Source organism: uncultured Ferrovibrio sp., from assembly GCF_937960835.1.
Taxonomy (GTDB): Bacteria; Pseudomonadota; Alphaproteobacteria; order Ferrovibrionales; family Ferrovibrionaceae; genus Ferrovibrio.
On sequence record NZ_CALGPC010000003.1, the window covers coordinates 180,855 to 206,992 of the forward strand.

Consider the following 26,138-nt stretch of genomic DNA (forward strand, 5'->3'; position numbering starts at 1 on the left):
CGTCCTAACCGGGCGGGCGGGCCCCTGCCATCAAAGACCACTCCGTCCGGCGCGCCGCAGGTTGCGGTGAATCACCTGGGGCCGGCAGCCGAGTTCCACCGCCGCCGCGACGCTCAAGCCACGGCCAGCCGTTCGGCGGCCTTTATTCAGTCGAGCCGGCGGCGGCGCGGCGGCCCGGCCATGGCGGGAGGCGATTCTGGGCAGGCATCCTCTCTGTTCCGGTCGGAAGTGTAGGATTATTTTTTATTTTTAAGAACAAAGAGTGAAGCAGTATCTGCCGCCCCATCCCGTGCCCGGATACAGGCGGTTTATCCCCGGCGGTTCGTCCCCAGCGGTTCATCACCCAAAGATCCGCGCCGGCCGGAGCAAGGCGCGGGTTGGCAAAGCCCGGCGGCGGCATAATGCTCAAGCCATGCCTGACTCCGTCGCCGACCGCATCCTCGCCGATCTCTGGGCCATCCTCATCTATGTCGGCCGGCCGACCCTGCTGGGCGGGCTGGCGCTGATCATGCTTGCCGCCATCGGGCTGATCTGGACGCGCAAGCATCGCGTGCGCGATCCGCGCGATCCGCTCAAACGCGGCGTGGCGATCATCGTTGGCCTGATCGCGCTGGCGCCGCTGGTGGCGACCATGACCCTGGCGGCGATGCAGCAGGCTGGTCTGCCGCTCGATCGCACCTATTGGCTCGCGCGCACCGCCAAAGCCGTGCCTGGCACCGAGATCGTCGCCGTCATTCTGCTCTTCTGGCTCACCGCACGGCTGAACTGGCAGCGCCGCTCATGGTATGCGGTCTATGGCATTGCAGGAATACTGGTCTCGTTCGGCGGCAGCGTGCTGCTGATCTATGTGCTGAGGTGATGGGCTCCCCTACCGTCATGCCCGGGCCCAGTGGAATGTTCCTGGCCGGGGATCTCCTGCCGAATTGAAAAAACCGATCCGTGGGTGACGGGAGAATGTTGATCATTTCCGTCACGTCTATGCCTGGCATCCACGCGTTGTTTTCAGACGCCGCAGAAAAAATGGGACTCATGGATGCTCGGGGCCAAGCCCGAGCATGACGGCTGGCGGTGCAGACAGATGGGCAGCGTCCGCCGCTATTTGCTCAGCACCTTCTGCACGGCCTTCTGCCAGCCGGCATAGAGCTGCTCGCGGGTGGCGGCGTTCATGCGCGGCTCGAACCGGCGGTCGACGTTCCAGCCGTAAGCGACCGCATCGAGGCCGGCATAGACGCCGGATGCCAGGCCGGCAAGATAGGCCGCGCCCAGAGCCGTCGTCTCGATCACCTTGGGGCGTTCGACGGCGACGTTGAGCATGTCGGCAAGAAACTGGCAGAGCCAGTCATTCGCCACCATGCCGCCATCGACGCGGATCGCGGTCGGCGTCTGCGCGCCATCCGCCTTCATCGCGTTGGTGAGATCGCGCGTCTGATAGGCGACCGATTCCAAAGTGGCGCGGGCAATATGCTCATAGCCCGCATCGAAGGTCAGGCCGAGGATCGCGCCGCGCGCATCCGGATCCCAGTACGGTGCGCCAAGACCAACGAAAGCCGGCACCATATACACGCCGTGATTTTCCGGCACGGCGGCGGCAAGCGTTGCCGTTTCGGCGGCGTCCTTGACGCAGCGCAGCCTGTCGCGCAGCCATTTTACCGCAGCACCCGCAACGAAGATCGAACCTTCAAGCGCATAGGTGGCCTTGCCATCCAAACGATAAGCCACCGTGGTAAGCAGGCGGCTGTTCGAGGCAATCGCCGTGTCGCCGATATTGAGCAGCGCGAAGCAGCCGGTGCCATAGGTCGATTTCACCATGCCGGGCTGGAAGCAGGCCTGGCCGAAGGTGGCGGCCTGCTGATCGCCGGCGATGCCTGCCACCGGCAGGCTGGTGCCAAGGATTTCCGGCAAGGTCGCGCCGAATTCGCCGCTGCAATCCTTCACCTCGGGCAGCATGGCGGCGGGGATGTCGAAGATCTTCAGCAGCGCCTCGTCCCATTGCTGGCGATGGATGTCGAACAGCATGGTGCGCGAGGCGTTGGTGGCATCGGTGGCATGCACCTTGCCGCCGGTGAGCATGAAGAGCAGATAGCTGTCGATGGTGCCAAAGCAGAGCTCGCCCTTCTCGGCACGTTTGCGGGCACCCGGCACATTGTCGAGCAGCCAGTTGATCTTGGTGGCCGAGAAATAGGAATCGATCAGCAGTCCGGTCTTGGCCTGCACCACCGAGTTGATGCCGTCAGAGATCTTGCGGCGGCAGTATTCGGCGGTGCGGCGATCCTGCCAGACGATGGCGCGATGGATCGGCCGGCCGGTTGCGCGCTCCCACACCACGGTGGTCTCGCGCTGATTGGTGATGCCGATGGCGGCAATGTCGCTGGCGCTGAGGCGCGCGCGGGCAATGGCCTCGCGCATCACGCTCTGCACATCGCGCCAGATTTCCTCCGCATCATGCTCAACCCAGCCATCGGCGGGGTAATGCTGCGTCAGTTCCTTCTGGGCGAGGCCGACCACCATGCCCTGCGCATCGAAGACGATGGCGCGCGACGAGGTTGTGCCCTGATCGACGGCAAGGACGTACTGTTTCTGCGCCATGACTTACGCCACCTGCCGGCAGCCTTCGGCCTTGAACACGCGCCTGGTGCTGGGCGGATATTTTTCCAAAAGCCGGGCCGGACGGATCGGACGCGCCACGAGATTGCCGCCGCAATTGGGGCAGATGCCGCGCAGGGTATTCTCCGCGCAGTCGCGGCAGAAGGTGCATTCAAAGGTGCAGATCATCGCATCCGCTGCATCGGGCGCGAGGTCGCGGTTGCAGCATTCGCAGTTCGGGCGCAGTTCCAGCATGAAAACCCTCTCTTTACTTTCGCTTCGCGTCCTGCGCGGCTTTCACCGCCCGCTGCGCCAGCGCGGTGATCGCAGCCCAGTCGCCGCCCGCCACCTTGTCCTTCGGCGCAAGCCAAGAGCCGCCGACGGCAAAGACATTCGGCAGAGCGGCGTAAGACGCGAGATTGGCTTCGGTCACGCCGCCGGTCGGACAGAAGCGCGCATCGGGGAACGGCCCGCCAAAACTTTTCAGCGCAGCAATACCACCCATGCTTTCGGCCGGGAAGAATTTGAACCGCGCGAAGCCATGTTCCAGCCCGCGCATGATCTCGCTGGGCGTCGCAACGGCGGGGATGAAAGGCAGGCCGGTGTCTTTGGCGGAGGCATACAGCGCTTCGGTGGTGCCCGGCGCGATGATGAATCTTGCACCCGCAAGCTGCGCGGCTGCGAACTGCGCGGGATTGAGCACCGTTCCGGCGCCGACGATGGCGGCCGGCACTTCCTGCGCGATGCGGCGGATCGCCTCCAGAGCGGCGCTTGAGCGGAGCGTGATCTCCAGCACCGGCATGCCGCCGGCAACCAGGGCCTGCGCCAAAGGCACAGCATGGGCGGCATCCTCGACGACCAGCACCGGAATGACCGGCGCAGACTGCATCAGGACATCGACGGGTGTGACGCGGTCGATCTTCTCCAGCATGGCTCCTCCCGTTTTCTTTAGGCTTAACACAGAGGAGCCGGGGTCGTCATGCCTGACCCGCAATCGTCATGTCCGGGCCCTTAGTCATCATGCCTGGGCCCAGCAGCAGCATTCCTCGCCGGCATCTTGCGCAAAACGGAGAAAGACCTGCGGGTCAGACCCGCCGGTGACGGCATTGTGGCCAGGCGCGGCATCCATGAGTTGTTTTGGACAGGACCTCGCCGACGGCACGGCCAAGCCGTGCCATGACGTCGAGGCTATGGAGAGCTCTCCTATTCCTTCAGCCCACCGCTTTTCAGGATGAAATCGGCGATTTCGGCGACGCCCTTGTCGGCTTTCAGGTTGGCGAAGATGAAGGGCCGGGTGCCGCGCATCTTTTTCGCATCGCGGTCCATCACTTCCAGCGAAGCGCCGACCAAAGGCGCAAGGTCGATCTTGTTGATCACCAGCAGGTCGGAACGGGTGATGCCCGGGCCGCCCTTGCGCGGGATCTTGTCGCCGGCAGAGACGTCGATGACGTAGATGGTGATGTCAGCGAGTTCGGGCGAGAAAGTCGCAGCCAGGTTGTCGCCGCCGGATTCAACGAAGATCACGTCGAGGCCGGGAAATTTCTTCTGCATCTCGGCCACGGCGGCGAGATTGATCGAAGCATCCTCGCGGATCGCCGTATGGGGACAGCCGCCGGTCTCCACACCCATGATGCGCGCCGGGTCCAGCGCGCCGGCGCGGGTCAGAAACTCGGCGTCCTCCTTGGTGTAGATGTCGTTGGTGACGACCGCGATGTTCCAGTCGTCGCGCAGATGGCGGCAGAGCCGTTCGACCAGCGCCGTCTTGCCCGAACCCACGGGACCGCCGATGCCGACGCGCAAGGGATTTGATGAACTCATGAGCGGAACAGCCTCGTATACTGGGTTTCGTGCATCATAGAGCAAAGATCGACCATCGGTGCAGCCGCGCCGCACTCCTCCAGCGGACAGGCCAGGGCGCAATCCACCACGCTGTCGACCACGGGCAGCAGCGCGGCCAGGGCGCGCTGGCCATCGGTCTGTCCAAGCGGGATGATGCGCACGGCGGCCGAAACGAGATTGGCGGCAAAGGCATGCAGATAAGCCGCCACCACCGCCTTCAGATCGAGCCGGTGCACGGCAGCAGCAAGGCCGATCACGATACTGAGCGCGACGGGCCTGTCGGCACGCAGGCGCGCGAAGTCGTCGAGCACAGGTTTTTCCGCCGCGTTCCAGGCGGCACGGGTCACTGATAAAAACGAGCCGCCCTGCTGCGACGATTCCAGCGCCATTTCCTGCGTACCGCGCCAGGCGGCGGCCAGATCGGCCAGTTCATCAAGGCGCGCAAGATCGCCGGCGGCGGCATAAGCTTCCTTCAGCAGCACGGCATCCGTAAAGCCGGCGCCGCGGCGCAGGATATGGGCGATCCAGCCGCTCAGCGTGGCAACGTCTTTCACATAGCCCGCTTCGATGGCGTATTCGATGCCATGGCTGTAGGAGAAAGCGCCAATCGGATAGCTGGGCGAGAACCAGGCCATCAGGCGATAGAGATCGCCGGATGCGAAGCTCTGCGGCTGCGCGGCTCCGGGTTCAATGCTCGTGGTCATGGCTGTGATGATGGTGGTGGCCGTGATCGTGGGAATGGCTGTGACTGTGGTCGTGGCTGTGATGGTGGCTATGATCATGCCCGCGATCGTTGCCCGGCTTGCCGTAGCGCGAGCCCAGGCCGTAAGGATGCGTGGGATCGCGATTATGCTGGCCATAGGCGCCGCCTTCGGGATCGAAGGGCGCTTCGGTTGGCCGCACCTCGGCGCCGAGGCCTTTCAGCATGTCGACAATGACATGATCGTCGCGGATCAGGATGCGGTCGCCATGGATTTCGGCCGGCAGATGGCGGTTGCCGAGATGCCAGGCGAGCCGCGCCAGCAATTGCGGCGTGGCGGCGCGCACCTCCACCAGCGGCTCGGGCGCGGCCTGCACTTCGATATAGCCTGAGCCGTCCTCCAGCTTCAGCCCGTCGCCATGGCGCAGAACGGTGGCTTCCGCGAGATCGAGCAGGAAGGCGGTGCCATCATCCGCTGCAAGACGGATGCGCCGGCGGTGGCGATCATGATGAGCAAGCGTCACTGTGGCGCGGCGCTCGGAAGCGGGCCAGCGGCTGGCGGGAATGACGGCGGTGGCTTTCAGCATTTCTCTATGGCGTGACTGCTTCTAAGGACGTCATCCGCGAGCTCGGGAATGGTTTTTGGCCGCGGATCTTTCTTTGTTCTGTACAAGATGGCCGGGTCGAGCCCGGCCATGACGCATGCTGTGGCAGGCGCGGCTCTCAAAACAGAAAATACCGCTGTGCCATGGCGAGTTCCTTGGCCGGCTCGCAGCTGAGCAACTGGCCGTCGGCGCGGACGACGTAGGTTTCCGGATCGACCTCGATCTTGGGCATGTAGTTGTTGTGCACCATGTCCTTCTTCGTCACCTTGCGGCAGCCTTTCACGGCGACGAGCGGACGCTGCAGGCCGAATTTCTGCGCGATGCCGGCATCGAGGCTGGCCTGGCTGACAAAGGTGAGGCTCGACTGCACCATGTTGCGGCCGAAGGCGGCGAACATCGGGCGGTAATGCACCGGCTGCGGCGTCGGAATCGAGGCATTTGGGTCGCCCATCGGCGCGGCGGCAATGCTGCCGCCTTTCAGCACCATATCGGGCTTCACGCCGAAGAAGGCCGGCGACCAGATCACCAGATCGGCGAACTTGCCGACCTCGACCGAGCCGATCTCATGCGCAACGCCATGGGAGAGCGCCGGATTGATCGTGTATTTGGCGACATAGCGCTTGGCGCGGACATTGTCGTTGTCGCCTGTCTCCTCGGGCAGGCGGCCGCGCTGCTTCTTCATTTTATCTGCCGTCTGCCAGGTGCGGATGATCACCTCGCCGACGCGGCCCATCGCCTGGCTGTCAGAGGACATCATCGAGAAGGCGCCGAGATCGTGCAGGATGTCTTCGGCCGCGATGGTCTCGCGCCGGATGCGGCTGTCGGCGAAGGCCACGTCCTCCGGGATTTTCGGGTCCAGGTGATGGCAGACCATCAGCATGTCGAGATGCTCGTCCACGGTATTGACCGTGTAGGGCATGGTCGGATTGGTGGATGAGGGCAGCACGTTCGCAAGCCCCGCCACCTTGATGATGTCCGGCGCATGGCCGCCGCCCGCGCCTTCGGTATGGAAGGCGTGGATCGTGCGATGCTTAAACGCGGCGATGGTATCTTCGACGAAGCCGCTTTCGTTCAGCGTATCGGTGTGGATCGCCACCTGGATGTCGTATTGCTCGGCGACGCTGAGGCAGTTGTCGATGGCAGCCGGCGTGGTGCCCCAGTCCTCGTGCAGTTTCAGGCCGCAGGCGCCGGCTTCGATCTGCTCGGCCAGCCCCTCGGGCAAGGCCGCATTGCCCTTGCCGAGGAAGCCGATATTCATCGGGAAGGCTTCCGCTGCCTGCAGCATGCGCATCAGATGGAACGGGCCGGGCGTGCAGGTGGTGGCCGCGGTGCCCGCCGCCGGACCGGTGCCGCCGCCCATCATGGTGGTGACGCCCGAATACAGCGCTTCCTCGATCTGCTGCGGGCAGATGAAATGGATATGCGCATCAAAGCCGCCGGCGGTGACGATCTTGCCTTCGCCCGCAATCGCTTCGGTGCCAGGGCCGATAACGATGTCGACGCCGGGCTGGATATCCGGATTGCCCGCTTTGCCGATGCCCGCGATACGGCCGTTCCTGATGCCGATATCGGCCTTCACGATGCCCCAGTGATCGAGGATCAGCGCGTTGGTGATCACCGTGTCGACGGCGCCGGCGGCATTGGTGGCCTGGCCCTGGCCCATGCCGTCGCGGATCACCTTGCCGCCGCCGAATTTCACCTCTTCGCCATAAAGCGGGGTGTTGGCGGAATAGCCCTCCGGCTGGCCCGCGGCCGCCGTGCGGACCGGCGGCTGTGCGGTGAAATCCTTCTCCACCTCGATGATGAGATCGGTATCGGCCAGCCGCACCTTGTCGCCCACGGTGGGGCCGAACATGCTGGCATAGGCGGAACGGGGAATGCGGTTGGCCATGACTTATTCCTCCGGCCTCAAAGTGCCCATCACCAGTCCGCGGAAGCCGAAGGCATTGCGCTTGCCAGCGAAAGCCACCAGCGAAACCGTGCGCGTCTGGCCGGGCTCGAAGCGCACGGCGGTGCCGGCGGGGATGTCGAGCCGCATGCCGCGCGCCTTGGCGCGGTCGAATTGCAGCGCCGCGTTGGTCTCGAAGAAATGATAATGGCTGCCGACCTGGATCGGCCGGTCGCCGGTATTGGCGACCTCCAGCGTGACCGTGGGCCGGCCGGCATTCAGCTCGATCTCGCCCGGCGCGGTGATGATTTCACCTGGGATCATGGTCTGTGCCCCCTGCCCTTGCGGTTATCCGTCATGCCCGGGCTTGCCCCGGGGCAATCTTGTGCAGATTTGCGAAAGATCCGCGGGGCCAAGCGTGCGGATGACGCATGGTGTTTTCGATGCCCGCATTAGCCATCACCGGATCGGGTTATGCACGGTCACCAGCTTGGTGCCGTCGGGGAAGGTGGCTTCCACCTGGATCTCGTGGATCATCTCGGCAATGCCGGGCATCACCTGATCGCGGGTCAGCACGTTCGCGCCGTCGCGCATCAGTTCTGCGACGGAGCGGCCGTCGCGCGCGCCTTCGACGACGAAATCGGTAATCAGCGCCACGGCTTCGGGATGATTGAGCTTCACGCCGCGCTCCAGCCGGCGGCGCGCTACCATGGCCGCCATGGCCACCAGCAGCTTGTCCTTCTCGCGGGGCGTCAAATTCATGCCGCTCGCCTCCCCCTTTCAACGCAACGAATTGTCAGACGGTAAGATAACGGCGGACATCATCGGCATCCAGCCTGGCGCCGTCGCCTTCGACCACCACTTCGCCGCGCTGCAGCAGGATGAAGCGATCGGCCAGCGCCTTGGCGAAATCGAAATACTGCTCGACCAGCACGATCGCCATGGTGCCGCGACTGGCAAGATCGCGGATGACACGGCCGATATCCTTGATGATGGAGGGCTGGATGCCTTCGGTCGGTTCGTCCAGCAGCAGCAGTCGGGGCCGCGTCACGAGTGCGCGCGCGATTGCCAACTGCTGCTGCTGTCCCCCCGAAAGATCGCCTCCCCGGCGATGACGCATCTCGTGCAGGATAGGAAACAGTGCGAAAATGTCATCGTCAATATGTCTTTCACCGGACGGCAACGGCGCCAGGCCGGTCTGCAGGTTCTCATAGACCGTAAGCCGCGGAAAAATCTCGCGCCCCTGCGGCACCAGGGCGATGCCGCGGCGGGCGCGCTCATGGGGCTTGAGCCCGGTAATATCGACTCCCTCCCAAACCACGCGGCCCGAACGCACGCCCTGCAGGCCGACCAGCGCCCGCATCAGCGAGGTCTTGCCCACGCCATTGCGGCCCAGCACGCAGGTAATCTTCCCGGGCTCGGCCGAAAGCGAGACATCGCGGAGCGCGTGGCTGGCGCCGTAATAGAGATTGATATTCTCGACTGACAGCATCGCTAGCGCCCCAGATAAACCTCGATGACGCGCTGATCGTTCTGCACCGCCTCGACGCTGCCTTCCGCCAGCACGCTGCCTTCATGCAAAACGGTGACCTTGGCGCCGAGGTCGCGCACGAATTCCATATCGTGCTCGACCACGATCAGGGTGCGTTCGCCTTTGAGAGAGAGAATCAGCTCCGCCGTCTGCTTGGTTTCGGCATCGGTCATGCCGGCCACCGGCTCGTCCAGCAGGATGAGCTGGGTGTCCTGCACCAGCAGCATGCCGATCTCCAGCCATTGCTTCTGGCCATGGCTGAGCGCACCGGCAGACTCGCGCACCTTGGCTCCCAAGCCGACGATCTCCAAGGCCCAGGCGATGCGGTCGAGCGCTTCGCCATCAAGCCGCGCGGTCAGCGTCTTGAAGGCGCCGCGCGGCGCTTTCAGGGCAAGCTCGAAATTCTCGAAGACGGTGAGATTTTCGAAAACGGTGGGTTTCTGGAATTTGCGGCCGATGCCGAGATTGGCGATCTCGGTCTCGTCCAGCTTGGTGAGATCGATGCGGCCAGCGAACAGCACCTCGCCCGCATCGGGCTTGGTCTTGCCGGTGATGATGTCCATCATCGTGGTCTTGCCGGCGCCGTTGGGGCCGATGATGGTGCGCAGCTCGCCCGGCGCCACCATCAGCGCCAGATTGTTGATCGCCTTGAAGCCGTCAAAAGAGACCGACACGCCATCGAGATAAAGCTGCGTATCGGACACGCGCGGGCGTTCGATCACCTCAGGCGCAAGGCCCGCGATGGCGGGCTGGATGACGGGCGATGGAATGGGTGTTGCGGCGTGCATTACTCGCTGGCCTCCGCCGTCTTGTAGCTCTGGCGTTCGGCGCGCCAGGATTTCCACTGGCCGATCAGGCCGACGATGCCCTTCGGGAAAAGCAAGGTGCAGGCGACGAACAGGCCGCCGAGCACGAAGAGCCAGAGTTCGGGCGCGGCGCCGGTGAGCCAGGTCTTGACCAGATTGATCAGCACGCCGCCGAGGATGGCGCCATAGAGCGTGCCGCGGCCGCCGACCGCCACCCAGATGGCGATCTCGATGGAATTGGCGGGCGAGAATTCCGACGGATTTATGATGCCGACCTGCGGCACATAGAGCGCGCCGGCGATGCCAGCCAGCACGGCAGAGAGCGTGAAGGCGAAGAGCTTGGCCGCTGTGGGCGAGTAGCCGAGGAAGCGTACGCGGCTTTCGGCATCGCGCACCGCCAGCAACACGCGACCGAGCTTGGACAATGTGACGAAGCGGCAGAGCAAGAAGCACAGGCCCAGTGCCAGCACGGAGGCGATGTAGAGGCCGATGCGGGTGCCCTGCGCCTGGATCGGGAAGCCGAGGATGTCCTTGAAGTCGGTCAGGCCGTTATTGCCGCCGAAGCCCATGTCGTTGCGGAAGAAGGCAAGCATCAGCGCAAAGGTCATCGCCTGGGTGACGATGGAGATGTAGACGCCGGTGACGCGGCTGCGGAAGGCGAACCAGCCGAGCACCAAAGCCAGCAGGCCCGGCGCCAGGATCACCATCAGCAGCGCAAAGGGGAACTGGTCGAAGCCATACCAGTACCAGGGCAGCTCCTTCCAGTTGAGGAAGACCATGAAGTCGGGCAGTTCGGGATGGCCGTAGACGCCGCGCGTGCCGATCTGACGCATCAGGTACATGCCCATGGCATAGCCGCCGAGCGCGAAGAAGGCGCCATGGCCAAGGCTCAGGATGCCGGCATAGCCCCAGACCAGATCGAGGCTGAGCGCGAGGATCGCGTAGCAGGCATATTTGCCGAGCAGCGGCACGAGGTAGTCGGGCAGATGCAGGGCCGAGCCCGACGACGGCAGGACATTGAGCAGCGGCACCAGCACGATCAGCACGAAGCCGATGCCGAGGAACGTGGCCCAGCCGCGCAGGGACAGAAGCGGCGCAGGCCTGGCAAGAGCGGCGAGATCTTCACGCATCAAAAGCTCCTTACGCATCTGCGGCGCGGCCCTTGGCGGCGAACAGGCCGCGCGGGCGCTTCTGGATGAACAGGATGATGAAGATCAGCACCACGACCTTGCCCAGCACGGCGCCGGCGATCGGCTCGAGGAACTTGTTGACGATGCCAAGCGTCAGCGCGCCGACCAGGGTGCCCATCAGATTGCCGACGCCGCCGAAGACGACGACGAGGAAGCTGTCGACGATGTAGATCTGGCCGAGATTGGGCGAGACATTGCCGATCTGGCTGAGCGCGACGCCCGCCATGCCGGCAATGCCCGAGCCGAGCGCAAAGGTCATGGCATCGATGCGGGCAGTCGGGATGCCCATCACATCGGCCATGGCGCGGTTCTGCGTCACCGCCCGCATATGCAGGCCGAAGCTGGTGCGATGCAGGATCAGCGCAATCAGGCCCAGCACGGCGAAGCAGAAAAGAATGATGTAGAGGCGGTTCCAGGTCACAGCGAAGCCGCCAGCCAGCTCGATGGCGCCGGTCATCCATTCCGGATTGGCGACCTCCTTGTTGGGCGCGCCGAAGATCATGCGCACGGCCTGCTGCAGGCCCAGGCTGATGCCCCAGGTGGCCAGCATGGTTTCCAGCGGCCGCCCGTAGAGGAAGCGGATCACGCCGCGCTCGATGGCTACACCGACGGCAGCCGCGACCAGGAAGGCGACAGGAAGAGCGGCGATCAGATAGGCGCCGATCCAGGAGGGCGGCAGCATGGCGCGGAAGATTTCCTGCGTCACATACGCAGAGTAAGCGCCCAGCATGATCATTTCGCCATGCGCCATGTTGATCACGCCCATGACGCCGAAAGTGATGGCAAGGCCGACAGCAGCCAGCAGCAGCACGGAGCCAAGGCTGATGCCCTGCACCAGATTCTCGGCATAGCCCATCAGTGTGAGCTTGGTCTGGATCCTGTCGAAGGCAGCCGCGATGGCGGCTTTTACTTCTGCATCCTGCTCCTGCCCCAGACGGCTCTGCAGCAGGGCGCGCACGCGCATGTCGGAGGAAGAGCCAAGGACCGCCACGGCCGCCAGGCGGCGCGCCTTGTCGGGATCGCTGAGTTCGGCAGCAGCCAGAGCCAGCGCCATCGCCTCTTTCACGTAAGCGATGCTTTCCTTCGCATAGGCCTCGCGCAGCAACGCGACCGCATCGGGCGTGATGCCATCAAGCAAGGCCTTGGCGGCACCGGTGCGCGTGCTGGCCTCGGCGCTGAGCAGGCCTAGGCGGCCGATTGCCTCGCGCAGCACGTTGCGCAGGTTGTTGTTGACGAAAATGACATCCAGGGTGTCGGGCGCGACGATGCCGGCGGGCTCCAGCGTCTCGGCCATGGTCAGGCGCACGTCGTTGCCGCTGCGGTCGCCGATCACGACGGCGCCGTCGGATTTGCGGCTGAACAGGCGGCCGTCGGCCAGCGCTTGGAAAACCGGGATGGCGCGGCCATCGCCCAGAGCCGTCAGCTTCTCGATGGCCTTGCCCTTCTCGGCAAAGCCTTCGGCATTCAGCGCTTTGACGCCGGTGGCGAAATCGAACGGGCCGGCATCCTGCGCGGCGGCATCGCCAGCACCGCCGAGAAGCGCTTTAGCCTCGTCATCCAATACGATGGCCTGCAGTTCCTCGGCGCTGGCCATGGCTTCGATTTCGCCGGTCAGCGCATTGGTGATCACATATTGCTCGCCGTCCTTCTCCGCAATGACGACGGCATTGTCTTCGATACGGATGAAAAGATTGCCCTTGGCCAGCGCCGCAGCAGCCGCCTTGGCCTTCTCGTCCTCGGCGGCGATGAGCATCTGGATCGCGGCCTTGGGATCATCTGTCAGGCCGGCGAGCATGTCTTCCAGCGACTGCGCGAGCGCAGGCGGCGAGAAGAGCCCGGCCAGGACACCGGCCAGGACGAAGGCAATGGCAAGGATGCGTGCGGCGAGGATGCGTGCGACGGACACGGCGATACTCCGGTTGCGCTTATTGCGCGTTATGCCGGGGGCCTGTGCCCCTCTTCCGCTGCAACCCGGAAGAGGGGCCGTGGCCATGGACTACGCTACGACGCTGCTTAGTTGGCGAGGGCCGCGTATTTCGGCTTCTCGCAATTGCCGCAGACCCAGGGGAAGGTCCAGTCCGCGGTCAGCTTGGCGCTTTCCGGAATGTACTTGGACCAGGCATCGGCCTTCACCGGGCCCTTGGTCTTCCACACGATGTTGAACTGACCATCCGGGCGGATCTCGCCGATATAGACCGGCTTGGACAGGTGATGGTTGGTGTTCATCACCGCCGTGAAGCCCGACGGCGCCTTGACCTTCTGGCCATACATCGCCTGGCGCACCGCATCGACATTGGTGGTGCCGGCCTGAGCGACGGCCTGGGCCCACATCTTGAAGCCGATATAGGTGGCTTCCATCGGGTCGTTGGTGACGCGCTTGTCGTCCTTAATAAAGGTCTTCCACTGCTTGATGAACTCGTCGTTCACCGGGTTCTTGATGGACTGGAAGTAGTTCCAGGCCGCCAGATGGCCGACCAGGTTCTTGGTGTCGATGCCGGCCAGCTCTTCCTCGCCGACCGAGAAGGCGACCACCGGGATGTCGGAGGCCTTGATGCCCGCATTGGCCAGTTCCTTGTAGAACGGCACGTTGGCATCGCCATTGATGGTGGAGACCACCGCCGTCTTCTTGCCCGCCGTGCCGAACTTCTTGATGTCGGCGACAATGGTCTGCCAGTCGGAGTGACCGAACGGCGTGTAGTTGATCATGATGTCTTCCTGAGCCACGCCCTTGGACTTCAGGAAGGCTTCCAGGATCTTGTTGGTGGTGCGCGGATAGACGTAATCGGTGCCCGCCAGAACCCAGCGTTTCACCTCGCCGCCTTCCTTGCTCATCAGGTATTCCACTGCCGGGATCGCCTGCTGGTTCGGCGCGGCGCCGGTGTAGAAGACATTGCGCGAGCTTTCCTCGCCTTCATACTGGACGGGATAGAACAGCAGGCCGTTCAGTTCCTCGAAGACCGGCAGCACGGACTTGCGCGACACCGAGGTCCAGCAGCCGAACACGACCGCAACCTTTTCCTTCGACAGCAGCTCGCGCGCCTTTTCGGCAAAGAGCGGCCAGTTCGAGGCGGGATCGACCACCACGGCCTCGACCTTCTTGCCGAGCAGGCCGCCCTTCTTGTTGATGTCCTCCACCATCATCAGGACGGTGTCTTTCAGCGTGGTCTCCGAGATCGCCATCGTGCCCGACAGCGAATGCAGCACGCCGACCTTGATCGTATCCTGGGCTTGGGCGGCGCTGGTTGCCACACCGGCGGCGACTGCGCCCAGCATGGCCATTGTCCGCATGAACTTGCTCATAGTTCCTCTCCTGCGCTCGTGGCGGCCCCCCCTTGGGCTCGTCCAGCAGGAAGGAAATGGCAAAGACCGTGCCAAAGCGGGCAGCGAGGCCTCAGCCGGAGCCGCCGCGCCGATAATTGCCTGATTATGACGGATGAAACCGGAACCGGTCTTCGCGGATGCAAAAAGACCAGATGCGATCCACTTCCGTTATGCGATCCGATAAGGCGGGATTATTGATCCGAATTTAGGCATAGCTGGCAAAAAATGGTGCAGTGGCGAAATTACAGGCAGATTTCGAAGCGGCAGGACGATTCAAAAAAATTCACGATGACTCACAAAGAGTCATTCGACCTTGGTCGAAAGCCGTTCGCTCAGAAACGCCAAAGCCGCGGCATGGATGCCGGCCGGCCCAGCCGGGACCGCAGCACCGACCACAGCGTTGCAAAATGCCGGCGCAGGCGGGCGGCATCCTGATCCAGCAGCCGCGCAAGCAGGAGATCGCCCAGAAGCGTAACGCCGCCTTTAATGTCGTCAGCCTGAAGCCCTTCGCGCAGCAGATCGCGGCAGGCTTCGGCTTCAGGGCCGTGATAAAGAATGAGCGCCTGGGCGACTGCGCCGCCGAACCCTGCCGGATGATCCAGCAGGCCGGCGATATCGCCATCGAGTCTCGTTGCGTCATGCCAGAGCGGCTGCGCCTCGCGCCGCACCTGCCAGCGGTCGAACAGCAGGCCCTGGCGGAAGCGTTCGCCGCGCGCGGTGCGGCCGAAGACCGTCATGTCGCCGGCCAGCAGCAGGCTGTCGGCGGCCAGATCGATCTCCACCTTGCGCCTCAGCCGGGCGCCGTCAAACAGGATCATCTCCTGCGGCAGCCATTCCAGCCGCGCGCCGGCAGCGGCGCGCAGATGAATGCCGATCTCTGCGGTTTCCTCAGCGGTGGCGCGGTAGATCTTCTCGGCCGCCTGCGGTGTGCAGAGCGCATCCGCCTGCGCATCGACCGCGATGGCGATCTGCAGTCGGTCGCCGCCGGTCAGCCCCCCGGCAGTGGTGATCAGCACGGCGGTGGCCGCCTCGCCCGGATCGGGCTGCGGCAGCAGAGCGCGGCAGGGATCGCTTTGATAGAGATCGGCCAGCCGGGTGATGCCCGCCTGCTGGCCAAAACGCAGACGCAGTGCGCCATCGGCCCGCTGAAGGCTGGCAGCGGGCATCATCGCGCAGGAAAAGAGTTCGGCCAAAGCATCGGATCATCATCGGCAAGCATCGGCCGTAAATCAAGCTGATGAGCGGATCCGGTCCGCCATGAGCCGACGGGCCCGAACCGGCCAGATCCCATCAGAAGCGGTATTCAAACAATGCCGCCCGGCCTGAAGGACAGGCCGGGCGGTCATCGCAGCGGCTATTGGAGAAACATAGCTGCCAAAGAAGCGGCGCGATCAGCAGGAAGCGCCATTCAGCTCGATGGTTCCGGTCACTTGCGCGTTGAAACTGCAGCCGACATTGCCGGTATTGCCGGTCGAGCGGGCTGTATCGAGCCTTATATCCTGGACGGTTTTGATGAAGGAGTTTTCATCTGCGCCACCATCAACAGTGACATGGTTGTTGGTGATGGTCGCACTCACCCAGGTTCCGCCCCCTGACTGCGCGGCGATACCGGAGGCAAACGTCCCGGGACCTCCGGGCGTGGACACGTCCATCTTATTGCCGGAGATCAGGATATTTTCAGCCTGGCCCACCAGACGGATGGCTGTGGCATGGTCGCCGCCCGTGACCTTTGATGTAATGGTGTTGTTCAAGATGGCGACGTTGCTGACACCATCGACGGCGATTACACCCCAGCCCGCGCTGCTGCCGGTGCGGCTGAGCGTCAAGCCAGTAATGGTGCTGTTGTCGGCTGCCCTGATGCTCCAGCCGGTCGACATGTCGATCTGACCCGCGGTACCCGGCAGCGTCAGCGTCGCGGTACGCCCGCTGTCAACACCCTACAGCGCGATCTGCGAACCGCCACCGGCCAGAGTCTGCCCATTTTGCATGACGACGTTAGCTGTGGTGACTTCCGCAGTACCGTTCAGGACGATGAGGCTATTGGGGCCGGCCGCGGCAACTTCTGTCGGCAGGTCGGCAATGGCAGACGCATCGAGCTGCACTACCTTTTCCACCGGGCCATTGCCGCCGACGAGCGATGCCGTTTCGACGATATCGGGAAGCTGCGTGACCTGCTGCCCGGTAACGATATCAATGTCACGCACGATCGCGGTGGTCATGCGCCGCTCCTGCAGGCTGGCGGGACGGCTGGAGCCTTTCGGTGCGGCCTGCAGCGGAATGCGCAGACGCAGGCTGGCAAAGCTTTGCGAGCCGCGGACATCGTCATGCTGCCATTCGCCTCCCAGCGTCACCCGCGCGCCCTCCCACAGGCCCGGCGTGTCGAAGCTGACGAATTCAGCGCGAAAACGCGGACCGTAGATGGCCTCCACGCCATCGCCGTCGAAGCGATAGCCGCCGGCATAGACCCGCAGGTCGAAATTGGATTCGGCATCGAATATGGGCACCCGCCAGCCGACTTCCGCGTCGAAACCGCCGATCGCACGCTCCACCATCTGGCTGCGATGGGTGATCATCTGCACCTGCGTGCCGTTCAGCACTGCTTCAGTCTGGTCTGTGGCGCCGACCTGGTTCTCACGGTTTCCAACCGGCCAGTAGCTGTTAGCCCGCAGATCGAAATCTCGGCCCAGCAGCTCCGCGCCGATGGTGAGCTGGTTATAGGTATGACCGGTCGGCGAGCGGCGGCGGTCATAATAGCCATAACCGCCGATATTCCAGCCATCGCTCAGCATCTGCCGCAGGCCGAAGCCGAAATTGCCTTCGCGCGAGGAAGCATCATCCATGCGCAGACGGAAATCGCCGAAAAACAGCGTGTCGTGATCCTGGTCGATAGGCACGAAGAGATCGATTTCGCCCAGGCTGCGCTTGCTGCCGAGCTTGCCCTCGGTTTCGATCCAGGGCTGCCACTTGTCCGACCGGGCGGAAGCAGCCTGAGCCTCGTTCGCCCAAAGCGGCTGCGACAGAAGGCAATATCCCATCCCCGCCAGCAAGGCTGCGGTGCCGGCCGCAATCTGAATCGCCGTTTTGGCAAAGCCGTCGGCTCCCCTGGCATGCACCCTGCCCCGCCGATACCGGCGCCCGGCTGTGCCTTGCAGAAACGTTGCTTCCCGCCCCTGAACCCCAATGTTTTTCATCTGTATTTTTCACCCATAGATGCATCCCACCATCCGCAATGCGAATGGAGCGCTGCATCCTAGGAACAGGCAAAAGGCAGGCAATCACATGGGACGTGCCGTATAAACCACGCCCCTAAGTTGAGATTTCGGAGCGATCAACCGGCCAGATGGTGCAGCCAGGCTTCATATTCCCGGTCGAGGGCATAACGATGCACCGCGAGGCGCCAGCGTTCGGGATATTCGATTGTCCAGCGTTGCCGCACCTGTCGCGGCGCCACCCCGAAATGGCGGCGAAAGACGCGGCTGAAGTCGCTGGCGCTGCCAAAACCCGTACGACGGGCGATTTCGCCGACAGGGCAGTCCGCTTCCTTCAGCAGAAGCCGTACGGCAAAGGAGAGCCGGCGCTCGCGAATACAATGCATCACCCCGCCGTCTTCACCGAAGTGACGATATAATGCGCTGCGCGAAAGGTTCAGCGCGTCGCATATGGCATCGGGGCCCAGCGTCTGATCCGCCAGGTGCTGGTCGATATAGGTATGGATCTGCCGCTCCATCTGCCATCGGCGCCAGGCCACCGTATTCAGATGCGCGCCGTCCACCCCCTCCAGCGAGACGGCCAGCAGATTCAGCAGATTCGGCAATGCCTTCCGGCAGCCTTCGATATCGTTGCCCTTCGCCAGGGCATGAAAGCGCAGCAATGCCTGGCGCAGCGCCGCCGCAGCGGGATCTTTCGCAGTCAGACGACGCATGTGATGGTCATCCGACGCTTTCAGCAAAGGCTCCAGAAGCCCACGCGGCAGGATGAAAGACAGGTGCGAAAACGCACTGGTTTCGCTGTGCATGGGCTGCGACAGATCGAACAGCACCATGTCGCCTGGTTCGATTTCGCCGCCTCCCTTATGCCGCTGCCAGCTCATGCCGCCTGCGAGGAACAGCTGCAGCATATAATGATCCATGCCGTCACGGGCGATCTCAAGGGCGCTGCGGCGCCAGCTCTGCTCGCGTGTCCGAGTATGGGCGAGAACGATATTGTCGAGACGGAAAGCTTCGACAAAGCCCTGGAAATCCGTTCCCGGACGCCCCATCGGTCCCGGTGAAACGTCGAAGATGCAACTCAGGCTGTCGCGCCACAGATCATAGCGGTCCCGGCTGGGTACCGCATTTACATCGAAGCGGGACCGCAGAAGACCGCCGACCGACACCTGCTCCCCGGCCTTGCTCGAATCCATATCATTCCTCCCACCCGCAACTCGATTAAAACAGCATCGGCGGGCAGGCAACCCTGATCCGGGACTGCAGGGGGTATTGTATGGTCGGAAAAGATTCGTGCTGGCCATGGGCCGCGACTTGCCGCAGCCCTGCTTTTCGCCATGCCGCGGCTTGGCCGTGGCGTTCACGAATGCTTGTCTTCTTCGCCTGCAAAGAACCTGTGGATGCCCGGGCCGGCCCGGGCATGACATTGTTTATGCGTCGGATGTGTATATGGCGCGCGCTACACCACTGTCCGGTGGCGCTCGATGCAGGTGCGCAGCACTTCGTCTGCGTCCTTCTTCCACCAGGTGTTCGCCGACATGATCTCGACCTCGCAGAAGCCGCGATAGCCCACGGCTTCGACCATGGCGCGGATAGCGGGGATATCGATCACGCCATCGCCCATCATGCCGCGGTCCAGCAGCAAATCGGTGGTTGGCACCAGCCAGTCGCAGATATGGAAGGCCAGCACCCGTCTTGCGGCGCGCTCGATCTGGCTTTTGAGCTGCGGGTCCCACCAGACGTGGTAGACATCGACGGCGACGCCGAGATGCGTGTCATCGGGGCCCGAGCCGAGCGCATCGCAGATATCGAGCGCCTGGGCCAGCGTGTTCACGCAGGCGCGGTCGGCGGCATACATCGGATGCAAGGGCTCGATCGCCAGCGGCACGCCGGCGGCCCTGGCATGTTCCAGGATTGCGGCGATGCCGTCCTGCACCTGGGCGCGGGCACCAGCGAGGTCTTTTGAGCCCTGCGGCATGCCGCCGACGACCAGCACCAGGCATTGCGCATTCAGCGCCGCCGCATCGTCGATGGCGCGCTTGTTGTCCTCGATTGCCGCCTTCCGCCCAGCCGCGTCTTTCGCCGGGAACATGCCGCCGCGGCAAAGCCCCGTGACAGTCAGTCCCACATCGCGGATATGTTTTGCCGCTTTCGCAGTAGTGTACTCCGCCAGCTTGTCACGCCAGGGCGAGATGCCGGTAATGCCATGGCGCGCGCAGCCTTCGATGCATTGCTGCAGCGACCATTGCTCCTTCACCGTGGCGGTGTTGAGCGAAAGCGGCCCGGGCTTGCTCATGCGGCGATCCCATGCACGGCCATCACCGCCTTCATGCGGCTGGCGGCGCGATCCGGGTCGCTGAGCAGGCCTGCTGCATCGGCCAGGCGGAACAGTTCGGCCAGATGCAGCGCAGAGCGCGTGCTCTGCTGGCCGCCAACCATGACGAAATGATCCTGATGGCCGTTCAGATAGGCCATGAAGACCACGCCGGTCTTGTAGAAGCGGGTCGGCGCCTTGAAGATGTGGCGTGACAGCGGCACGGTAGGCGCCAGCAGCTCGTGGAAGGTCTTCTCATCGCCACGAGTGAGCGCGCCCAGAGCCGCCGAAGCGGCCGGCGCGATGGCATCGAAAATGCCGAGCAACGCATCGGAATGGCCCTGTTCGTCGCCCGCGATCAGTTCGGCATAATTGAAATCGTCGCCGGTATACATGCGCACGCCCTTGGGCAGGCGGCGGCGCATGGTGATTTCCTTGTCCTTGTCCAGCAGCGAGATCTTGATGCCGTCGACCTTGGATGCATTGGCGGAAATGATGTCGAGGCAGACCTCCATCGCGGCCATATGGTCGCCCTTGCCCCAATAGCCCAGCAGGGCCGGATCGAACATCTCGCCCAGCCAATGCAGGATCACCGGCTGCTTCACCTGCCTCAGGATATGGCCATAGACCTGGACGTAATCATCGGGCGATCTGGCGCAGGCGGTAAGCGCGCGCGAGGCCATCAGGATGATGCGGCCGCCAAGCTTTTCAATCGCAGCGCATTGCTCTTCGTAGGCCGCGATCACCTTGTCTATGGTCACATCCGGGCCGGGCGGCAGATGATCGGTACCGGCGCCCGAGAAGACCACCGCGCCGGGCACATCTTTCGCGGCATCGAGCGAGCGGCGGATCAGCTCCAGCGCATCCTTCCATTCCAGCCCCATGCCGCGCTGCGCGGTATCCATCGCTTCGGCCACGCCAAAGCCCAGCGACCAGAGGTGCTGACGGAAGGCGATGGTACGCTCCCAGTCAATCGCCGGGGTCAGCCAGGGGTCGTGGTCGGCCAGGGGATCGGCCACGACATGGGCGGCAGCGAAGGCAACGCGGCTGAAGGGCGGCTTGGTGGCGGGAAAGGCCTTCGGCTGTTTCAGCGTATAGGGCGCCAGCTTGCCGGCGCTGATGGGGAGATTGAGCGTCGTCATTTCAGACCTTCAATTCCGGCAGATCGATCCAGCGGCGTTCCTTCCAGCTCTTCAAGCCCGCTTCCGCCAGCTGCACGCCTTTCGCACCTTCGAGCAGGGTCCATTTGAACGGCTCGTTGTCGATGAGATGGCGGATGAACATCTCCCACTGGGCGCGGAAGCCGTTCGGATAGACCTGGTTGTCGGGAACTTCCTGCCAGGTCTCAAAGAAATTGATGGTCTGCGGAATGTCCGGATTCCACACCGGCTTCGGCGTCGCCGCGCGCGGCTGGATGAAGCATTTATGCAGACCGGCCACGGCGGAGCCGAGCGTACCATCGACATGGAAGGTGACCAGATCGTCGCGCCGCACGCGGGTCACCCAAGAGGAATTGATCTGGGCGATCACGCCGCCTTCCAGTTCGAAGGTGGCATAGGCCGCGTCGTCGGCATCCGCCTTGTAGGGCTTGCCGTTTTCGTCCCAGCGCTGCGGGATATGGGTGGCGCCGAGACAAGAAACGCTTTTGACATTGCCGAACAGGTTGTCGAGCACGTAGCGCCAGTGGCAGAGCATGTCGAGGATGATGCCGCCGCCGTCCTTCAGACGATAATTCCAGGACGGCCGCTGCGCCGGCTGCCAGTCGCCTTCGAAGACCCAGTAGCCGAACTCCCCACGCACGGAGAGGATCTGGCCGAAGAATCCGCTGTCGATCAGCATTTTCATCTTCTGCAGGCCCGGCAGGAACAGCTTGTCCTGCACCACGCCGTTCTTGACGCCGTGCTGCTTGGCGGCCTTGACCAGCTCCATGGCGCTGTCGAGCGTTTCGGCGATCGGCTTCTCGCAATAAATGTCCTTGCCGGCTGCCATCGCCTTTTTCAGCAGATCGGCGCGGAGCTGCGTGGTGGCGGCGTCGAAGAACAGCGTGTCGTCCCTGTTCTTCAGCGCGCCGTCGAGATCGTCGGTATAGCGCTGGATGCCATACTGCCGGGCGAGCTGGGCCACCTTGTCGATATTGCGGCCGACCAGGATCGGATCGGGCATGACGCGGCGGCCATCCTTGAGCAATACCCCGCCATCCTTGCGGATCGCCACGATGGAGCGGATAAGGTGCTGGTTCATGCCCATGCGTCCGGTGACGCCGTTCATGATGATGCCGAGGCGGATTTCCTTGCTCATGATGCTTCCTTATTGGCAAAGGCGGAATGAGGCATGGGCGCGAGCGTGGCCCAATCGGGTTCTGCGGCGCTGGCAAAGCCGGGTGCGGCGAGAAGACTGCCCAGCGCGATCTGGCCGTTTCGGATAGCCAGACGCGCGCGGCCCTGGTGATCGCCGTAAAGATCAGGATGCGCGGCGCGAAAGGCAGCCTGTTCGGAGAGCGGCGCAAAGCCGAAGCCATCGACAAAATGATGGCCATTGCGCTCGACATGCGTCAGGCCCAGCACGGCAACCAGCGCCAGATCCTGCTGCAGCGCGAGGCCGGCCTGGCAGGTGAGGTCCTCTCCGGTAATGAAGTAGCTTTCGCCCCAGGCCTTGCAGCGGGCGGCATTCAGCACCGCCCGGTAGACGCCTTTGCAGGTCTTGGACGAGATGCCGCGATAGCCAAGATCGCGCGCCTGCGGGAAGACATCGTAATCGGCATCCGATTCATCGATGATGACCGGCACATCCTGGCCGAAGCGACCGAGCGGCCTGGACAGAGCCGAGACGCGCCTGATCGGCTGCTCGATATACAGAATCGAGCGGCAGAGATTCTGCAAAGCCGGCTCCGCCTGCATCGCCTGCCACAGCGCAGCGATGCCATCGGCATCGTCATACTGCTCGTTGCCATCGAGGCTGGCCTGATACGGCGCCGCATGGCGATCCAGCACGGCCGCGATGGCCTTGAGGCGGCTTAGGTCATCCGACAGGTTGCCCCCGACCTTCAGCTTGAAATAGCGCAAGCCATAGGCAGCGATGGCGCCTTCCAGAGTTTCGGGCAGGCCGTCATTCAGGCGTCCTGCCGCCGGCAGGTCGGCCTCGGCCAGCGCGTCGAGCATGCCGACGGTATGGCGCGCGGCGATTTGCGAGGCCGGCTGCAGCAATTTCAGGAAACCATTGAGATCAAAACCGGCAAGGTCCGGCGTCAGCGCCACATCGATGCCGAAAAGATTCTGCTGCAAGGCTGCGGCAAACGGCAGGCCATGCAGACGGCAAAGTGCGTCGATCACCGCGCGGTCGAGCAAGGCCGGGCCATAGCTGGCGACCAGGGCGTTCAGCCCCTGCCCTGCGCCCTGCTTCACCAGCGCGCGATGATGCATGGCGGAGTGGCCGAACGCGCTGCGCGGCGTTATGTCCGCGCAATAGGCGGCAACGGCATTCTGCAGGGATTGGCGAAGCTGGGCAAAATTCTGCTCGTTCGATAAAGCCGGGTCCTTGTCGAACCATTTCGGCACCATCAGTTCGGCAGCAGAGCCCCAGGCCTCGCGGCCATCCGGCAACGCGATGCGCAAGCGCACAAAAGCCTGCGGCGCCTCGGTCAGCGTAATCACGCCGAAGCGGAACGGCAGGCGCAGATGCACCAAACGCTCATAAAGCGCGATCTCCCGGATGCGGAAGACCGGCGCCGTCATGGCAGCGCCTCCAGGATGCGGCGCAGATAGCGGATACTGTGCTCGGCCACGCCGGGACCGTCAGGCACGTATTCGAACGGCTCGACGCCGATATCGCCCTGATAGTTGTTGCGCTTCAGCGCGGCGAGGATCGGGGCGAAATCCATCTCGCCCTGGCCGGGGCCGCGGCGGTTCGGGTCGTTGACCTGGATATGGCGGATCAGGCCGCTGGGCATCCATTCGTCGATCAACTGGGGCACCGACTGCTCTTCCGTCAGCCCGGCCGCCGAGCAGTCGATCATGGTGCAGAAATGATTGCTGCCGATGCCTTCGACGATGCCGATCGCTTCGGCCACGGTATTGACGAAATTGGTCTCCTGACGCGACAGCGGCTCAAGGCAGTAGATCACGCCGGCCTCTTCCGCTGCCTCGGCGGCCTTGCGGAAAGCCTCCAGTGCCCAGCCCTTCGGCGCATGGATGTCGCGCTCGGGCAGGCGGCGCTGGGCCGGGGAGCCATGCACCAGGTACCGTCCGCCCAATTCGGCACAGAGGCCACATAGCCGCTTCATCGCCTCGATGGTGCGGCGGCGGGTTGGCGGGTCCGGATCGGTGAGCGACAGGCCTTTCGGCGCAACCAACAGCCAATGCAGGCCGGTGATGGCAATGCCTACCTCTTCCGCCGCGCGGCGCAGCACGCGGCATTCGTTTGTGGTCAAGGCGAGCGGATCTTCAGCCAGAGTGAACGGCGCAACCTCCAAGCCGTCATAGCCGAGCGAGGCCGCATAGGCGCATTGCGCCTCAAACGGCATGCCGGCCAGGACTTCGTTGCAGAGCGCTATTCTCATGAGAAGTAACCAATCAGTTACTTATCCTAGGGCCGGGCCGGCGCATCGTCAATCACGCCCTACAGCACGCGGCGGCGGAACGGCCGCAGCAGCAGGCCGGTGGCGGCACCGAAGGCCCGCCGTGCCGGCGGCACGCTCATCAGCACGGTCACCGCAACCAGCAGAAAGATCACGAAGCTGATCGGGCGGGTGAAGAAGGGCGTAAGATCGCCATCCGACAGGGTCAGGCCGCGGCGCAGGCTTTTGTCCAGCAGATCGCCCAGCACGATACCGAGCACCAGCGGCGCCATCGGATAATTCAGGCCGCGCAGGATCAGACCGATGATGCCGAAAGCCAGCATCACGATAATGTCGAACGGCCGCGAAGCAATGGCATAGGAACCGACGGCGCAAAGCACGAAGATCACCGGCATGATCATCGGCCGGGGGACGGTGAGCACTTTCACCAGCAGCCTGGTGAGCGTCAGGCCATAGAACAGGATGCCGATGGACGCCATCAGCATCATGGCGACGACGTCGTATACGAATTGCGGATTCTCGACCATGATCAGCGGCCCGGGCCGCACGCCATGGATCATCATCGCCGCCAGCAGAACGGCGGCGGGCGCGGAACCCGGCACGGCAAGCGTCAGCACGGGAATGACCGAACCCGGCACGCAGGCATTGTCGCCGGTTTCGGCGGCCATCAGGCCCTCCACCGAGCCCTTGCCGAATTTCTCCTTCTCCTTGCTGGCGCGGCGCGCGGCGGCATAGGAGCTCCAGGCGGCAACATCCTCGCCCACGCCGGGGACAATCCCGACAAAGGTGCCGATCAGGCCCGAGCGGATGACGGTGCGCCAGTACTGCAGCACGTCGCCGATTTTCGGGATGACGGAATCGAATGCATTCACCACGAACTTCGCCGGCTTGTCCTTCATCACGCTGAGCACCTCGGCGAAGCCGAAGACGCCGACCAGCGCCGGGATCAGCGCAATGCCGCCGGAAAGGTCGTGAATGCCGAAGGTGAAGCGGTCATAGGCGTACATGCCTTCCTGGCCGATGCAGGCGATGAACAGCCCGATGAAGCCGGCGATCCAGCCTTTCAGCGGATCGGTGCCGGTGAGATTGCCCGAAATCACCACGCCGAAAACAGCAAGCCAGAAGAATTCATAGGCGCCGAATTTCAACGCCATCTCGCCCAGCACCGGCGTGAACAGCGCCAGGAAGAACATGCCAATCCAGGTGCCGAGCACCGAGCCTGAGGTCGCAATACCCATGGCACGGCCAGCCAGGCCCTGCTTGGCCAGCGCGTGACCGTCAAGGCAGGAGGCCGCCGAAGCCGGCGTACCGGGAATGTTGAGCAGGATGGCGCTGCGGCTGCCGCCATAAATGGCGCCAACGTAGGTGCAGATCAGGATCAGCAGCGCCTCTCCCGGCTGCAGCTTGAGCGTCATCGTCGTCATCAGCGCGACGCCCATCGTGGCAGTGAGGCCTGGCAGTGCGCCGATGATGACGCCAAGCAGGGTGGAGGCCAGCGCGTAAAAGATGATCTGCGGCGTAGAGAATGTGGCTATCGAAGTGGCGAAGCCGATCAGACCGTCCAACATGGCAACTTGCTCAG

The 26,138-nt window shown here is 63.6% G+C and carries 25 protein-coding genes; 1 reads left to right on the plus strand and 24 read right to left on the minus strand.

The window, feature by feature from the left end; all coding sequences use genetic code 11:
• The first annotated feature begins 412 nt into the window (after nt 1–412).
• Nucleotides 413–859, plus strand: coding sequence for a hypothetical protein (locus tag Q0603_RS03210; RefSeq protein ID WP_298721949.1), 447 nt, complete (start codon nt 413–415; stop codon nt 857–859).
• A gap of 236 nt (nt 860–1,095) precedes the next feature.
• Here Q0603_RS03210 and glpK read toward each other — a convergent pair whose 3' ends face one another.
• From glpK to Q0603_RS03330, 24 genes are all read right to left on the minus strand, one after another.
• A complete protein-coding gene (gene glpK / locus Q0603_RS03215) occupies nt 1,096–2,586 on the minus strand; it encodes a glycerol kinase GlpK (protein ID WP_298721952.1) in 1,491 nt (496 codons plus the stop codon).
• Between the two features lie 3 nt (nt 2,587–2,589).
• Nucleotides 2,590–2,838, minus strand: coding sequence for a DUF1272 domain-containing protein (locus tag Q0603_RS03220; RefSeq protein WP_298721955.1), 249 nt, complete (start codon nt 2,836–2,838; stop codon nt 2,590–2,592).
• 13 nt (nt 2,839–2,851) lie between these two features.
• Entirely contained in the window at nt 2,852–3,514 is a 663-nt protein-coding gene (locus Q0603_RS03225) for a bifunctional 4-hydroxy-2-oxoglutarate aldolase/2-dehydro-3-deoxy-phosphogluconate aldolase (protein WP_298721960.1), read from the minus strand.
• Nucleotides 3,515–3,786: 272 nt separating this feature from the next.
• Nucleotides 3,787–4,401: an urease accessory protein UreG gene (ureG, locus tag Q0603_RS03230; protein ID WP_298721963.1), complete on the minus strand. Its 615-nt coding sequence runs from the start codon at nt 4,399–4,401 to the stop codon at nt 3,787–3,789.
• Nucleotides 4,398–5,126 carry an urease accessory protein UreF gene (locus Q0603_RS03235; protein WP_298721966.1) on the minus strand — a complete coding sequence of 243 codons (729 nt, stop codon included), beginning with the start codon at nt 5,124–5,126 and terminating at the stop codon, nt 4,398–4,400. Before Q0603_RS03235 ends, ureG begins: the two co-directional genes overlap by 4 nt.
• The gene (locus tag Q0603_RS03240) at nt 5,110–5,709 is read right to left on the minus strand and encodes an urease accessory protein UreE (protein WP_298721969.1); all 600 of its coding nucleotides are present in this window, start codon (nt 5,707–5,709) and stop codon (nt 5,110–5,112) included. The genes Q0603_RS03235 and Q0603_RS03240 overlap by 17 nt, the downstream gene beginning before the upstream one ends.
• A 136-nt stretch (nt 5,710–5,845) precedes the next feature.
• Nucleotides 5,846–7,618: an urease subunit alpha gene (gene ureC, locus Q0603_RS03245; RefSeq protein WP_298721972.1), complete on the minus strand. Its 1,773-nt coding sequence runs from the start codon at nt 7,616–7,618 to the stop codon at nt 5,846–5,848.
• A 3-nt stretch (nt 7,619–7,621) separates the two neighbouring features.
• On the minus strand, nt 7,622–7,939 hold the full coding sequence (locus tag Q0603_RS03250) for an urease subunit beta (protein ID WP_298721975.1): 318 nt from the start codon (nt 7,937–7,939) through the stop codon (nt 7,622–7,624).
• A 135-nt stretch (nt 7,940–8,074) separates the two neighbouring features.
• On the minus strand, nt 8,075–8,377 hold the full coding sequence (locus tag Q0603_RS03255) for an urease subunit gamma (RefSeq protein ID WP_298721978.1): 303 nt from the start codon (nt 8,375–8,377) through the stop codon (nt 8,075–8,077).
• A 34-nt stretch (nt 8,378–8,411) separates the two neighbouring features.
• The gene (gene urtE, locus Q0603_RS03260) at nt 8,412–9,107 is read right to left on the minus strand and encodes an urea ABC transporter ATP-binding subunit UrtE (RefSeq protein WP_298721980.1); all 696 of its coding nucleotides are present in this window, start codon (nt 9,105–9,107) and stop codon (nt 8,412–8,414) included.
• Between the two features lie 2 nt (nt 9,108–9,109).
• On the minus strand, nt 9,110–9,934 hold the full coding sequence (gene urtD, locus Q0603_RS03265; RefSeq protein ID WP_298721983.1) for an urea ABC transporter ATP-binding protein UrtD: 825 nt from the start codon (nt 9,932–9,934) through the stop codon (nt 9,110–9,112).
• Nucleotides 9,934–11,082 carry an urea ABC transporter permease subunit UrtC gene (gene urtC, locus Q0603_RS03270; RefSeq protein WP_298721986.1) on the minus strand — a complete coding sequence of 383 codons (1,149 nt, stop codon included), beginning with the start codon at nt 11,080–11,082 and terminating at the stop codon, nt 9,934–9,936. The genes urtD and urtC overlap by 1 nt, the downstream gene beginning before the upstream one ends.
• A gap of 10 nt (nt 11,083–11,092) precedes the next feature.
• A complete protein-coding gene (urtB, locus tag Q0603_RS03275) occupies nt 11,093–13,048 on the minus strand; it encodes an urea ABC transporter permease subunit UrtB (protein WP_298721989.1) in 1,956 nt (651 codons plus the stop codon).
• 107 nt (nt 13,049–13,155) lie between these two features.
• Nucleotides 13,156–14,430: an urea ABC transporter substrate-binding protein gene (urtA, locus tag Q0603_RS03280; protein ID WP_366132437.1), complete on the minus strand. Its 1,275-nt coding sequence runs from the start codon at nt 14,428–14,430 to the stop codon at nt 13,156–13,158.
• 365 nt (nt 14,431–14,795) lie between these two features.
• A complete protein-coding gene (locus Q0603_RS03285; RefSeq protein WP_298721994.1) occupies nt 14,796–15,656 on the minus strand; it encodes an urease accessory protein UreD in 861 nt (286 codons plus the stop codon).
• 198 nt (nt 15,657–15,854) lie between these two features.
• Nucleotides 15,855–16,340 carry a hypothetical protein gene (locus Q0603_RS03290; RefSeq protein WP_298721997.1) on the minus strand — a complete coding sequence of 162 codons (486 nt, stop codon included), beginning with the start codon at nt 16,338–16,340 and terminating at the stop codon, nt 15,855–15,857.
• 60 nt (nt 16,341–16,400) lie between these two features.
• Nucleotides 16,401–17,576 carry an inverse autotransporter beta domain-containing protein gene (locus tag Q0603_RS03295; protein ID WP_298722000.1) on the minus strand — a complete coding sequence of 392 codons (1,176 nt, stop codon included), beginning with the start codon at nt 17,574–17,576 and terminating at the stop codon, nt 16,401–16,403.
• Nucleotides 17,577–17,791: 215 nt separating this feature from the next.
• Complete coding sequence (locus Q0603_RS03300) at nt 17,792–18,973, minus strand: helix-turn-helix domain-containing protein (protein ID WP_298722003.1); 1,182 nt, start codon at nt 18,971–18,973, stop codon at nt 17,792–17,794.
• A 155-nt stretch (nt 18,974–19,128) separates the two neighbouring features.
• The gene (locus Q0603_RS03305; protein ID WP_298722006.1) at nt 19,129–19,965 is read right to left on the minus strand and encodes a sugar phosphate isomerase/epimerase; all 837 of its coding nucleotides are present in this window, start codon (nt 19,963–19,965) and stop codon (nt 19,129–19,131) included.
• A complete protein-coding gene (locus Q0603_RS03310) occupies nt 19,962–21,125 on the minus strand; it encodes a dihydrodipicolinate synthase family protein (protein WP_298722008.1) in 1,164 nt (387 codons plus the stop codon). The genes Q0603_RS03305 and Q0603_RS03310 overlap by 4 nt, the downstream gene beginning before the upstream one ends.
• A 1-nt stretch (nt 21,126) precedes the next feature.
• Nucleotides 21,127–22,281 carry a Gfo/Idh/MocA family oxidoreductase gene (locus tag Q0603_RS03315; RefSeq protein WP_298722011.1) on the minus strand — a complete coding sequence of 385 codons (1,155 nt, stop codon included), beginning with the start codon at nt 22,279–22,281 and terminating at the stop codon, nt 21,127–21,129.
• The gene (locus tag Q0603_RS03320; RefSeq protein ID WP_298722013.1) at nt 22,278–23,714 is read right to left on the minus strand and encodes an enolase C-terminal domain-like protein; all 1,437 of its coding nucleotides are present in this window, start codon (nt 23,712–23,714) and stop codon (nt 22,278–22,280) included. The genes Q0603_RS03315 and Q0603_RS03320 overlap by 4 nt, the downstream gene beginning before the upstream one ends.
• Nucleotides 23,711–24,538, minus strand: a complete 828-nt coding sequence (locus Q0603_RS03325) for a sugar phosphate isomerase/epimerase family protein (protein WP_298722015.1) — start codon at nt 24,536–24,538, stop codon at nt 23,711–23,713. Before Q0603_RS03325 ends, Q0603_RS03320 begins: the two co-directional genes overlap by 4 nt.
• A 59-nt stretch (nt 24,539–24,597) precedes the next feature.
• On the minus strand, nt 24,598–26,124 hold the full coding sequence (locus Q0603_RS03330) for a tripartite tricarboxylate transporter permease (RefSeq protein WP_298722017.1): 1,527 nt from the start codon (nt 26,122–26,124) through the stop codon (nt 24,598–24,600).
• Between the last annotated feature and the right edge of the window lie 14 nt (nt 26,125–26,138).

Excerpts from the sequence above, each read along its gene's own strand:
- Q0603_RS03210 (WP_298721949.1), top strand. The coding sequence starts at position 413 with ATGCCTGACTCCGTCGCCGACCGCATCCTCGCCGATCTCTGGGCCATC.
- glpK (WP_298721952.1), bottom strand. The coding sequence starts at position 2,586 with ATGGCGCAGAAACAGTACGTCCTTGCCGTCGATCAGGGCACAACCTCG.
- Q0603_RS03220 (WP_298721955.1), bottom strand. The coding sequence starts at position 2,838 with ATGCTGGAACTGCGCCCGAACTGCGAATGCTGCAACCGCGACCTCGCG.
- Q0603_RS03225 (WP_298721960.1), bottom strand. The coding sequence starts at position 3,514 with ATGCTGGAGAAGATCGACCGCGTCACACCCGTCGATGTCCTGATGCAG.
- ureG (WP_298721963.1), bottom strand. The coding sequence starts at position 4,401 with ATGAGTTCATCAAATCCCTTGCGCGTCGGCATCGGCGGTCCCGTGGGT.
- Q0603_RS03235 (WP_298721966.1), bottom strand. The coding sequence starts at position 5,126 with ATGACCACGAGCATTGAACCCGGAGCCGCGCAGCCGCAGAGCTTCGCA.
- Q0603_RS03240 (WP_298721969.1), bottom strand. The coding sequence starts at position 5,709 with ATGCTGAAAGCCACCGCCGTCATTCCCGCCAGCCGCTGGCCCGCTTCC.
- ureC (WP_298721972.1), bottom strand. The coding sequence starts at position 7,618 with ATGGCCAACCGCATTCCCCGTTCCGCCTATGCCAGCATGTTCGGCCCC.
- Q0603_RS03250 (WP_298721975.1), bottom strand. The coding sequence starts at position 7,939 with ATGATCCCAGGTGAAATCATCACCGCGCCGGGCGAGATCGAGCTGAAT.
- Q0603_RS03255 (WP_298721978.1), bottom strand. The coding sequence starts at position 8,377 with ATGAATTTGACGCCCCGCGAGAAGGACAAGCTGCTGGTGGCCATGGCG.
- urtE (WP_298721980.1), bottom strand. The coding sequence starts at position 9,107 with ATGCTGTCAGTCGAGAATATCAATCTCTATTACGGCGCCAGCCACGCG.
- urtD (WP_298721983.1), bottom strand. The coding sequence starts at position 9,934 with ATGCACGCCGCAACACCCATTCCATCGCCCGTCATCCAGCCCGCCATC.
- urtC (WP_298721986.1), bottom strand. The coding sequence starts at position 11,082 with ATGCGTGAAGATCTCGCCGCTCTTGCCAGGCCTGCGCCGCTTCTGTCC.
- urtA (WP_366132437.1), bottom strand. The coding sequence starts at position 14,430 with ATGCGGACAATGGCCATGCTGGGCGCAGTCGCCGCCGGTGTGGCAACC.
- Q0603_RS03290 (WP_298721997.1), bottom strand. The coding sequence starts at position 16,340 with ATGTCGACCGGCTGGAGCATCAGGGCAGCCGACAACAGCACCATTACT.
- Q0603_RS03300 (WP_298722003.1), bottom strand. The coding sequence starts at position 18,973 with ATGGCCAGCACGAATCTTTTCCGACCATACAATACCCCCTGCAGTCCC.
- Q0603_RS03305 (WP_298722006.1), bottom strand. The coding sequence starts at position 19,965 with ATGAGCAAGCCCGGGCCGCTTTCGCTCAACACCGCCACGGTGAAGGAG.
- Q0603_RS03310 (WP_298722008.1), bottom strand. The coding sequence starts at position 21,125 with ATGACGACGCTCAATCTCCCCATCAGCGCCGGCAAGCTGGCGCCCTAT.
- Q0603_RS03315 (WP_298722011.1), bottom strand. The coding sequence starts at position 22,281 with ATGAGCAAGGAAATCCGCCTCGGCATCATCATGAACGGCGTCACCGGA.
- Q0603_RS03320 (WP_298722013.1), bottom strand. The coding sequence starts at position 23,714 with ATGACGGCGCCGGTCTTCCGCATCCGGGAGATCGCGCTTTATGAGCGT.
- Q0603_RS03325 (WP_298722015.1), bottom strand. The coding sequence starts at position 24,538 with ATGAGAATAGCGCTCTGCAACGAAGTCCTGGCCGGCATGCCGTTTGAG.
- Q0603_RS03330 (WP_298722017.1), bottom strand. The coding sequence starts at position 26,124 with ATGTTGGACGGTCTGATCGGCTTCGCCACTTCGATAGCCACATTCTCT.